The organism is Longimonas sp. (assembly GCF_040409695.1).
GTDB lineage: Bacteria > Bacteroidota > Rhodothermia > Rhodothermales > Salinibacteraceae > Longimonas.
The window spans coordinates 1-10,495 of the sequence record NZ_JARWGJ010000084.1 but is presented as its reverse complement, the minus strand read 5'-3'; the positions used below and the strand labels follow the sequence as shown (position 1 = coordinate 10,495).

At 60.6% G+C, this 10,495-nt stretch carries 8 protein-coding genes; 4 read left to right on the top strand and 4 right to left on the bottom strand.

Going from position 1 to position 10,495, the window contains the following annotated elements; genetic code table 11:
- A partial coding sequence (locus PPP56_RS05410; protein ID WP_353563012.1) for an ABC transporter ATP-binding protein occupies positions 1-293 on the bottom strand: 293 nt, incomplete at its 3' end.
- 56 nt (positions 294-349) lie between these two features.
- A complete protein-coding gene (locus PPP56_RS05405; RefSeq protein ID WP_353563011.1) occupies positions 350-1,576 on the bottom strand; it encodes a hypothetical protein in 1,227 nt (408 codons plus the stop codon).
- 167 nt (positions 1,577-1,743) lie between these two features.
- Between PPP56_RS05405 and PPP56_RS05400 the strand changes: the two genes are divergently transcribed.
- The 3 genes from PPP56_RS05400 (at position 1,744) to PPP56_RS05390 (ending at position 6,899) form a co-directional block, all read left to right on the top strand.
- Complete coding sequence (locus PPP56_RS05400; RefSeq protein WP_353563010.1) at positions 1,744-3,369, top strand: DUF8457 domain-containing protein; 1,626 nt, start codon at positions 1,744-1,746, stop codon at positions 3,367-3,369.
- Between the two features lie 66 nt (positions 3,370-3,435).
- Complete coding sequence (locus PPP56_RS05395) at positions 3,436-5,403, top strand: M1 family metallopeptidase (RefSeq protein ID WP_353563009.1); 1,968 nt, start codon at positions 3,436-3,438, stop codon at positions 5,401-5,403.
- Between the two features lie 185 nt (positions 5,404-5,588).
- Positions 5,589-6,899 carry a NupC/NupG family nucleoside CNT transporter gene (locus PPP56_RS05390; RefSeq protein ID WP_353563008.1) on the top strand — a complete coding sequence of 437 codons (1,311 nt, stop codon included), beginning with the start codon at positions 5,589-5,591 and terminating at the stop codon, positions 6,897-6,899.
- Positions 6,900-6,938: 39 nt separating this feature from the next.
- Here the strand turns inward: PPP56_RS05390 and thiL are convergent, their stop codons facing one another.
- The gene (gene thiL / locus PPP56_RS05385) at positions 6,939-8,009 is read right to left on the bottom strand and encodes a thiamine-phosphate kinase (RefSeq protein WP_353563007.1); all 1,071 of its coding nucleotides are present in this window, start codon (positions 8,007-8,009) and stop codon (positions 6,939-6,941) included.
- Positions 8,010-8,386: 377 nt separating this feature from the next.
- On the opposite strand from thiL, the gene PPP56_RS05380 reads away from it, so the two are divergent.
- Positions 8,387-9,562 (top strand): DUF1152 domain-containing protein, encoded by a 1,176-nt coding sequence (locus tag PPP56_RS05380; protein WP_353563006.1) that lies wholly within the window; start codon positions 8,387-8,389, stop codon positions 9,560-9,562.
- 57 nt (positions 9,563-9,619) lie between these two features.
- Here PPP56_RS05380 and PPP56_RS05375 read toward each other — a convergent pair whose 3' ends face one another.
- Positions 9,620-10,177 carry a peroxidase-related enzyme gene (locus tag PPP56_RS05375; RefSeq protein ID WP_353563005.1) on the bottom strand — a complete coding sequence of 186 codons (558 nt, stop codon included), beginning with the start codon at positions 10,175-10,177 and terminating at the stop codon, positions 9,620-9,622.
- Positions 10,178-10,495: the final 318 nt, after the last annotated feature.

Genomic DNA, 10,495 nt, shown 5'->3' with positions numbered 1-10,495 from the left:
AGCTCTACGGCGGTAAGCTGCTCAGGCAGCACAGCCTCGGCATGCACAATACCCACGTGCTGCAGGTACCGGTGGGGGGTGTCGTGAATAACGAGATCGCCGTATGTGACCGTGCCCTCAGACGGGGTGGCGAGCACAGACAAGAGCCGCATGAGTGTCGTTTTGCCGGATCCGTTGGGACCGGTTAGCACGGTGAGCGTACCTGGGTCAAACGAGTGCGAGAAGTCTTCGATGACAGGCGCCTGGCTTCCATACTGTTTGGTAACGGCGTGGGCAACGAGAGCAGCAGCCATAGACATACAGAGAACGATGAGAGCGGGTAGCGGTGTGGGAGGAGGCGAATCCGTTTTTACGCCAAACGTTGGCGGTACGACAGCTCAACACGGGCGGTTGCGAAGAGCGCGGTTGCTACCGACACGACGGTATAGATGCCTGTCCAGAGCAGCGCGTCGGTGAAGAGGTATGCGTTACTGAACAGTGCGATCGCGCCCATGCTCATCGCAAAGGGCGCAAGCCAGCGGGCAGCGACGAACCAGCGGGTAATGATCCAGTCGAGGGGGCGTTGCAGCGAAAGGTGCAGGGCCGGTGGAGCCATCTCGGGACGGGCAAGCAGTAGCACAACACCGTTCTGGGCCAGTAAGAAAAGCGCCAGGTAGCCAGCCACTACAACTGGTGCTACGCCCTGGTAGACCAGTCCCCAGAGAAGCACGTGCCCCAGAGCTACGAAGCGGCCCAGCGGCAGGCGGCGGTCGAGCTGGCGCAGCGCGGCCCATGTGGCCGGGCGCCAGCGTGATGCGACCCAGTATAGGCTGGCATACGGAACGGGATCGCGATCTGAGATGCCTACGCTGCCGCCCAGCACCTCCTGGAAGAAGGCGTGAGTCTGGTAATAGAGGCGGTCGAACAGAGGTGCAAGTCCCTGCATGCGCCAGGCAGCCCAGCCGAGCACAGCCGTTCCGGCAGCTACGCTTGCCACGCCAGCGCCAAGGGCAGTGAGAATACCTTCTCCGATTACGCCAGCGGCGCCAAGCAAGAAGCAGCGGGTTGTGCTGAACAGATAGGGCACCAGGCCACGGGGTACGCTAAAGCCAGCGCCGCTCGTTTCACGAATGCGGGCATACCACTGTCCGGAAGCGCCGGTGCTCCACGCATGCGATACAGGCCCCAGAGCCACCGTGTCCACAAACCCGTAGAGGGCTACGCCGGCAACTACCAGCACCCCATTGGCAAGCGGAGCCACCGGCCCCCCTGCCAGGAACGCAAGCAGGAGTGCAGGCAGCAGAAGCAATCCGGTTGTGCCGGCCCAGCGCATGAGCTGGTAGCCGAGCAGGTCGTGCGGCGTAGGGTTTAAAAGCTGTAGCCCCGTAGCATACCGGTCAGGAAAGAGCATGTTAGACGCAGCTACCGACACTACGGCGGCACTGAGCAGGGCCCAGTATCGCATGAGGGCAGCATGCCCTTCGGGTGTCGACGAAAAGACGCCCTGCACCACAATCGTGCTTACTACAGCCAGTAGCACGACATACGCTCCAAGCGCCAGCGGAGAACGAGCACGAAGTTGAGCGTACAAAGACACGGTGTAGCTGCGTTAAGAAGATAAAGCGACAACAGATTCGGCTCATGCACGCAAGGGCGTAACTGCACGTTCCCTACTGCACATTCCCTTGTGCCTGACATCCACGCTTGCGTGTTGTACGTTATACCCATCCGCGTCCTGCGCATCACCATATTGCGAATGTATCCATGCCAAACGCCACCGCAAGAGCGCTCGAAAAACGCCTGCTAAGTGCATTTCCTCCGAACCAGCCCTACGTGCCAGATGATTGGCAGGTGGCCCTGGTGCCTGGAGTGGTGCAGTCCTTTTTGCAGCATCGTCTGCTTGAAAAGCTCGACGAGGTGGTGCATGCCATGCGGCAAGAAGAGATGGCGTGGGTAAATGACAACGACTCCCGGCTGGAGGCCGCTCGTGCTAACTTCGAGGACGCGCTCCGCGAAAACGGACAGATCCCTGCATCCGCCTGGCGCTCTATGGTACGCAAGGCCAGTCATATCGGAGTGTCGTACCTGGTGCGCCCGGTGCCCACGGCGGCGGCGTATCTGTTTGGGGGAAGCGATAAGACGCTGGCGGTGGCGTATATTGCTTACCGGATGCAAGCGCTGGCGCCCTACGAATACCTGCGGCAGGGGCTCGACGCCTTCGCGCGGCACCGCGACGTGCAGCGGCTGGATGCAAAAACGTTTCGCCAGACGCTGACGCGCATCGATCGGATTCTAACAGAGGAGTACTCGGTTGACCGCTGGCTCGATACGCTGCAGCCCCTCTTTGAAGCGGCAGAAGCCGCCTACGAGGAAGAGGGATGCCCGGTCCGCGTGCTGCACCCGTTTTTTGCGCACAAGAAGCAGACCCTGTATGCCGACCGTCTGCGCGAGCTCCCCGACGACCGGTTTCTGACCCGCGATGAACTGCGCGCCGTGCTGGAGGGGCGCAGCGTAGGTACCGGAGCGTTCTCGGTCGAAGACTTTGGCGCGTTGCTCGATAGCTTCGACGACGACCCCGACAGGCAGCAGAGCTCCAGCCCGGCGAGTCGTTCCGACCGTGCCGGCGCGTCCGCGCCTGCGGAAGAGCCGCCCGGTGAGCCAGACAAAGACGCGGTTCTTTCGTCGGCACAGTCGCTGCTGAACGATAGAGAGCGTCCACGTTCCTCTGATGCGGCAACCGACGACGAGCCAGCTGAAGCGGCACCAGACGAACCAGACGCGTCGCCGCTCGGCAGCGCGCTACGCGACGACGCGGAGGACGCGTCGCCGTGGGAGTCAAGCTGGGGGGTGCCGACCCAGCCCCGGCCTGCATCCGACTCCTCTGCAGGCAGCAGCGCGTCGGGCAACGCACCGGAGAAAGCATCGAGCAACGCGTCAGAAAACGGGGCGCAAGATGCTGAGCAGGGCGAGAAGAGTGGGCCTACGCCCCGATGGAAACAGTTTCATCAGGGGAGGGCGCAGCCGTCATCAGAGGGCGGCGCGTCCGCGTCTACAGCGCGGTGGAAGCAGTTTAGTCCGCGTAAGAACCCGTCGTCGGAAGAGTCTTCAGCCGTGCAAGACCGCCCCGACGATGCCGAACGGCGCATGCAGGCTCTCGAAAACGACGTGATGGGCGCCACCAATGCGTCGAAGCGTGATCTGTTTGTCCGCCAGCTCTTCAACGGGTCGACCGAGCATTACATGGAGGCGCTCGCTCAACTGCGTGGGGCCGACTCGTGGAACGAAGCTTCTCAGATCATTGCGCGGGAGGTCTTCCGAAAAAATAAGATCAACATCTATAGCGATGCAGCTGTTAGCTTTACCAATGCAGTGGAGCGCCGATTTCGTTAAGGTGAGCCTGAAAAGCAAGCAGGCGAGCGGTGTCCGTACTAATATCATTCTGTTCTTCAGCGTAGCATGATAACCGCTCTACGGACGAACTGGTGGTGCGTGGCGGCGCTACTGCTTACATTGACTGGCGCGGGAGCCGTGCAGGCACAGCCGCTGCCTTCGTGGCCTGGGCCGGCGCTTCCCACGCTCCTGCCAGGCGAGCCGCTGCCGTCGGCGCAGCGCCTGGCAAGCGGCGCACCCGGACCGGAGTACTGGCAGCAGGACGTACGCTACGAGATCGAGGCAACGCTCGACCCCGAGGCGAAGCGTCTTTCAGGCACGGTGACCATCACGTACGCGAATAATGCTCCAGATGAGCTGGAGCATCTCTGGATCCAGCTGGAGCAGAACGCCTTCCGGCCCGAGAGCCGCACTGCCGCACGCACGGGAGCGCAGTCACGCTTCGGCGGCGCTTTTGCTGACGGCGGCTACACGCTCCATGAGGTAACCCTGCAGCAAGGCAACGACACGTCGAATCCGACCTACCGTGTAGACGGGACCCGCATGCAGGTGATGCTGCCTGAGGCCCTTGCCCCGGGCGACACGCTCGCGCTTACCGTTGCGTACGCCTACACGCTGCCCGAACGAGGCGCCGACCGCACGGGATGGACGCAGGTGGACGGCGGGCACATCTTCCAGGTCGCGCAGTGGTATCCACGGCCGTATGTGTACGACGACATGCGTGGATGGGACCCGCTCCCGTATCTCGGCCAGGGCGAGTTTTATCTGCACTATGGCTCGTTTGATGTGCGGCTCACGCTACCGCGCGAATACGTGGTTTCCGCCACAGGATCGCTGCAAAATCCCGAACAGGTTCTTACGGATACGCAGCGCAGCCGTCTGCGGCGGGCGCGAGCCTCTGACCGCCCCGTTGCCATCATCGCTCCCGACGAAGCGGGTACGGCCGCCACGCGCCCGGCAGGACCTGATGCGCTTACCTGGCACTTCCAGGCAGACGACGTGCGCGACGTAGCCGTTGGGGCATCCGACGTGTTCGTGTGGGACGCCGCGCGCGCTTCGGCGCAGACCCATGACGTAGAGGTAGCGGCGTTCTATCCGCCATCAGCCCGAGGAAGTACGCAGCGCGATGGGTGGGAGGCCGCCGTGCGCTACCTGCAGTATGCGGTTGAGCACCACTCTGCAAGCTGGTATCCGTACCCGTACGACCGGGCACAGCAGGTAGCCGGGCCGGTGCGTGGCATGGAGTATCCCCAGATCGCCTTTGCCAGTGCCGATGCGCGTGGACGCGGCCTATTTGCATTGACCGATCACGAGCTCGCACATACGTACTTCCCGATGCTTGTTGGATCCGATGAGCGGCGGTATGCCTGGCTTGATGAGGGCCTGGTCTCGTTCATGGGTACGTATGCCCGCGCCGCCTTTTACGACCAACCGGTTGCGCGTCAGCTGCAGGCACAGGCCGAAGCGGTAGCCCGACATGCCGAGGCCGCCTCGCCCGCCGCCCCCACGGTTATGACACGCGCAGACAACATACCCCGCAGCGACTTCGGGTTTCTGGCCTACCAGAAGCCTGCCGCGGCGCTCCATGTGCTGCGTGAGCATGTATTAGGGGCAGACCGCTTCGATGCAGCATTCCGCGCATACATCGATCGCTGGGCGTACAAGCACCCCACCCCGTACGACTTCTTTCGAACCATCGAAGACGTTACGGGCAGCGATCTCGCCTACTTCTGGCGCTCCTGGTTCTTTGCGCACGACACGCTCGACCAGGAGCTGGTTTCGGTGGATACGCGCGGTGGACGTCCTTCGATTGTTGTGCGCCAGAACGGAGATATGATCTTGCCAATGACGCTCCGTCTTACCTTCGAAGACGGAGACACCGGCACCGTGCAAGTGCCAGCGGATGCGTTCAAGTCTACCCGTACACATACCGTGCGTCTGGGTGCATCACGGCTCCCCATCGCCGTAAAAATCGACCCCGACCGCATCCTCCCCGATACCGACCGCAGTCACCACGAGTGGAGGGCGCCGTAGCAGCAAGGCAATCGTTAGGGCTCTGCGAGGCCATGATACGTTTGTGAATAACCGGTCGATAGCACGATAACAGCCACTATGGCATAGTACAGCGCATCGTATCATTTGGCATCTTCCTGTCAGTACGTATCTTGTGGAGCCTGTATGTAACTGATAGCCCCACCCGCTGATAGTTCTGTTTCTGTATGTCTTTTTCTGTTGCCCTCTTGCGCGGCGCGTTTGGGCTCGCCGTTTTTATTTTCATTGCGTATCTGTTTTCAACCAACCGAAAAGCCATTGACTGGAAGCTGGTCGGGGCCGGGGTCGGGCTTCAATTGGTATTCGCGCTGCTTGTCCTGAAAACAGGCCCCGGCGAGGTGCTTTTCGACACCCTCGCCAGTCTCTTTAACACGGTGCTGTCGTTTACTTACGAAGGATCAACCTTTATCTTCGGCGAAACGCTCGGCAGTCCGGCTGAAGGGCCGTTTGCATTTCACGTGCTGCCAACGATTGTCTTCTTCGCTTCGCTGATGGCCGTGCTCTACTATCTGCGCATCGTACAGCCCCTTGTGCAAGGAGCAGGCTGGCTCATGCAGAAGACGCTCGGTATTTCGGGATCCGAAGCGCTGGCTACGGCCTCTAACGTGTTCATCGGACAGACGGAGGCGCCGCTGGCCGTAAAGCCGTATGTAAAGGGCATGACGCGCAGCGAGCTTTTTATCCTCATGTCAGGGGGAATGGCAACCATCGCAGGCGGTGTGCTGGCGGCCTATATCGGATTCTTGGGGGGCGAGTCGGATGCCGACCGTATCCTCTTCGCTAAGCATCTGCTCTCTGCGTCGGTGATGAGTGCGCCCGCGGCTATCGTGATTGCGAAAATACTAATTCCCGAGACTGAGGAGTCAGAGACGCAAGGGCTGGATGGCATCAGTTACGAGCAGCCCAGCGATAACATTCTGGATGCGGCGGCTGATGGAGCATCAGAGGGGTTGAAGCTTGCACTGAACGTAGGCGCTATGCTGCTGGCTTTCATCGCGCTCATTGGCGTGATCAACGCAGGCCTCAACTGGATGGGCAACCCTACCGTCTTCGGCATGCAGCCATACGACATCAACACGCTTGTGGCCGAGTGGTCGAACGAGCGGTTCGACGGCCTCTCGCTGCAGGCCGTTTTTGGGTTTGTGTTCGCGCCGCTGGCCTGGGCAATGGGGGTAGAGGCTGCTGATATACTCAGCTTTGGCACGCTCCTGGGCGAGAAAGTCGCCGTCAACGAGTTCATTGCATTCGCTTCACTCAGCGAACTGCGTGGCGTGATGAGCGAGCGCTCTATCATTATCGGCACGTATGCCCTGTGTGGGTTTGCAAACTTCTCGTCGATCGCCATTCAGATTGGCGGCATCGGGGGCATCGCGCCCGAGCGCCGCAGCGAGATTGCAGCGCTGGGGCTGCGTGCCGTACTGGGCGGTGCCCTCGCGTCGTGGATGACAGCAACGATTGCCGGCGTACTCGTGGCCTAAACACGCGCAGTACAGTTGACAGCAGACGGGCAATGCGGCCTACTCTGCGGCGTCGCTGTTTTCGTCCTCCCCAAAGTGGTCGAATCCACCCGGACGCATGGGGATGGCGGTGCCACCACCCTGCTCCACCAGCACGCCTTTTTCTGCATCAGTTACTTCGCCGATGATCGTGTACGTGGTGCCGTCGAGCGCGTCGAGGTCCGATTCATCGGCGGTAAAGAGCAGTTCGTAGTCTTCGCCACCGAAAAACGCATACACGTCCACATCGTCCCCGAAGTGGTCGGCTACGTTGCGCGTTTCAGGGTGCAGCGGAAGCGTTGGCGCAAAAATCCGGGCGCCGACGTCGCTGGCTTCGCAGATGTGGTGGACTTCAGATGAGAGGCCGTCTGATATGTCGATGAGGGCGCTGGGACGAAATCCGGCGTTTCGCCAGCGTCGTATCGACGCTTCTTGGGCAGGCGGCGCCAGGTGGCGACGGATTACGTACGGAAACGCGTCGAGCGCGGGCTGAAAGTCCTCGCCCTCCTCTTCAAGCCGGTTGCGCTCATCTGCCAGGATTTTCAGTCCGGCATACGATGCTCCCAGATCGCCCGTTACGCATAGCACATCGCCCGGCTCGGCCCCGCTTCGATGTACCACCGCATCCTCCTCCGCGGTGCCCCACACGTTCATGGAAAGCGTGAGCGCCTGAGCACTCGTGGTATCGCCTCCGACCACGGTAACGCCGTAGGCATCGCATCCCTTCTGGATGCCTTCGTAGAGCGTGCGTAGATGCTCTACCGTAATATTCTTGGGGATGCCCAGTGTGACCGTTGCGTACTGAGGCGACACGTTCATGGCCGCCAGGTCGCTCACGTTCACGGAGATCAGCTTGAAGCCGAGATGCTCCATCGGCATGAACGTGCGGTCGAAGTGGATGCCTTCTATGAGCGCATCGGTCGTGTGCACGTGTACAGACCCGTCGGACTGCCGAATAACGGCTGCATCGTCGCCAATACCAGTTACGACATCGTCGGGCAGGTCGGGGCCAAGAGCATCGCGCAGGTGAGCAATAAGACCAAACTCGCCAACGTCAGAGACGTCGGTGTACATCGGAGCATCTGGATCCATGTGTGGAATAAACAAGTGGTTGGAGAAGGCAGCGTGCTATATGCAAGCTTCGCAAGAGGGTCCCAAATGCGAAGCATGGCGTTATCTTGAACAAGGTTATGTTGAACAAGAATGTATGCGCATCTTCAGTGTGTGCATCTTCGGTGTGTGCATCTTCGGTGTGTGCATCTTCAGCACACGCGTCTGTAGCGCGCGCATTTTCGCATCGTGTAGCCCCCCGTATCGTACAACGTGACGGAGCTGATACAAAGGGCTGGTGCACCAGAGCAAAGACGGCAATGTTGCAGGAATGTGAGATCTTCCTACGGCCGTACTGCAACGACCTACCGGACATGGGGTTTAGGCGACACTTCATTTTTCGAACGCACGTCAAGCATATGTCCACATCTGCACACGCGCTCAAAGATCCCTCTGCGTACGCCCCCAAGAAAACCCTCGTTGTAGCCGGTGGCGGGGGCGGTGATGCGCTGGCTGCTCTCATGGTAGCCCGCACGCTGAACCTGAAGCCCGAAGATGTGGTGTATGCCACCATCGTCTGGGAGCGCACGATCTACGACCCCCAGCCCGGTCCACGCGGGCCAGAAGACTTTGAGACGATCAACGAAGTAGGGCGCTACAACCATGCGATCGGACCGCAGAGCGCGCTGGCAGAGCCTGCGGTCACGTTTATCCCTCGGCTGGCCGATGCATTTGATGTTACGTACTACCTCATGAACATCCGCCGTGGGGCCGTACATGTACAGCAGCAGGTCAAAGAGCTACATGCCCTTCACGGATTCGAAGACATCCTGGTCGTTGATGTCGGAGGTGACATTCTTGCTCGGGGCGATGAAGAAACGCTTCGCAGTCCTACCGCTGACGGGCTCACGCTTGCGGGAATGCACGACGCCCCGGTGGATGTGCGTGTAGCGGTAACTGGGTTTGGGCTTGACGGAGAGCTCACCGATGAGCACATGCGCGAGATCCACGACGAACTACCCCTTGACCCGGCATACGGAGAGCCGTGTCCCATCACATCTGAGACCGCGTCGGCGTTCATGGACGCCTTTCAGTGGCTCCCCTCAGAGGTGTCGGGGATGACGTGTGCCTCGGCGCTCGGGTATAGCGGCACTGCCGAGATTCGGAGCAGCGGGCTGCGCATCCGTCTAAACGAAGATAGCCATACGGTGCGTGTATACCCGTACGAGCCGGTCTGGAACCGCAACCGGGTTGCGCAGGACTGCCGCGACACGACCTCACTCGACGAGGTAGAGGCCATTGTGCGCTCGTTTGGACTCACCTCTGAGATGGATTACGAGCGCCGCTCTGCCGAAAAGCTCGAAGCGCGCGGCGACAGCGTAGCGCCCACGGTGCTGAGCGAGGATGTACTCCAAACGCTCGACAGTGAGCTGATGCAATACAGCGACGACGCGAAGCGTGACGGAGTCGACTACCTGAGCATTCGGCGCATCGCGAAGGTGCTCGGTCTTAATCGGAGCGAGCTAAACGGCTTCAAGAAGTACCTGGCCGACACCCACCCCGATCGGCTCCGTCCGCCGGTGTGGGTGTGTTAGCTGGCTGCGTGTTGCTCGGAATTGCTCGCACTCCAAATTAAGAAATCAAAACAGGTTTTAGTACTCATACCCTTCCACCTCCTCGGGTGTGAAGTTAACCCCGAGCCCGAGGGCCATGCGGTTTACAAAGTTGAAGTAGGAGGTTACCATTGCCGTGTCGAGAATGGCCGTGTCGGAGAGGTCCCTGTCGCGGAGCGCTGCGATGTCGTCTTCCGTTACGGCACCGGGCGCGGTAGTCAGGGCACGCGCATACGCAACGAGCGCCTGCTCACGCTCTGAAAGCACCTCCTCGGCCTCCCCCTGAAGCACAGCGTCGATGCGTTCATCGTCGTTCCAGTAGGCGTTGAGGGCTGCGCGGTGATGCTCTACGCAGTAGGCGCAGTCGTTGGCATCGGATACGACCACGGCGATAAGTTCGCGCTCGGCGCGCGACAGATCGGTGCGGGCAAACAGCAGTTCGCGGTACAGGTCGTGGTGGACACGCATGGTTTCAGGACGCAGGCTGTGCACCTTCATGATGTTAGCCACCTTACCCCGCGTTGTCGACACGTGGTCGTACACGCTTTTAAGGGATCCGGAGGCGCCGTCTTCGTCGATCGTTTCAATCCAAGCCATAAAAAAGATGTGTTAAAGGAGAAAATAGGACTGTAAAAAGAAAAAGACTTCCCGCAGGACGCGCGGCCGACCCGGTCTCAGCCCCTAAGAATCGGATCGCTGGTGGGGGAGCGGCGCAGGTCCCGTACTCGCGTTCACACCACGTGTTGGGTGCGCCGTTTTGCCGTGCAGCCAGCGGGAAGTTGTGCATAGCAAACACGCTGGCGGAGCAGGTGCTTAGGACGACCCAGAGGGTGGGTTGTAGCGGTCGCGCAGAAACGAAAGCGTCTGCTCAACCAACACGTCAGAGGGGGAATCAGGCGCGCTGCTGCGTGCCGG

Excerpts from the sequence above, each read along its gene's own strand:
- PPP56_RS05400 (WP_353563010.1), top strand. The coding sequence starts at position 1,744 with ATGCCAAACGCCACCGCAAGAGCGCTCGAAAAACGCCTGCTAAGTGCA.
- PPP56_RS05380 (WP_353563006.1), top strand. The coding sequence starts at position 8,387 with ATGTCCACATCTGCACACGCGCTCAAAGATCCCTCTGCGTACGCCCCC.
- PPP56_RS05395 (WP_353563009.1), top strand. The coding sequence starts at position 3,436 with ATGATAACCGCTCTACGGACGAACTGGTGGTGCGTGGCGGCGCTACTG.
- PPP56_RS05390 (WP_353563008.1), top strand. The coding sequence starts at position 5,589 with ATGTCTTTTTCTGTTGCCCTCTTGCGCGGCGCGTTTGGGCTCGCCGTT.
- PPP56_RS05375 (WP_353563005.1), bottom strand. The coding sequence starts at position 10,177 with ATGGCTTGGATTGAAACGATCGACGAAGACGGCGCCTCCGGATCCCTT.
- thiL (WP_353563007.1), bottom strand. The coding sequence starts at position 8,009 with ATGGATCCAGATGCTCCGATGTACACCGACGTCTCTGACGTTGGCGAG.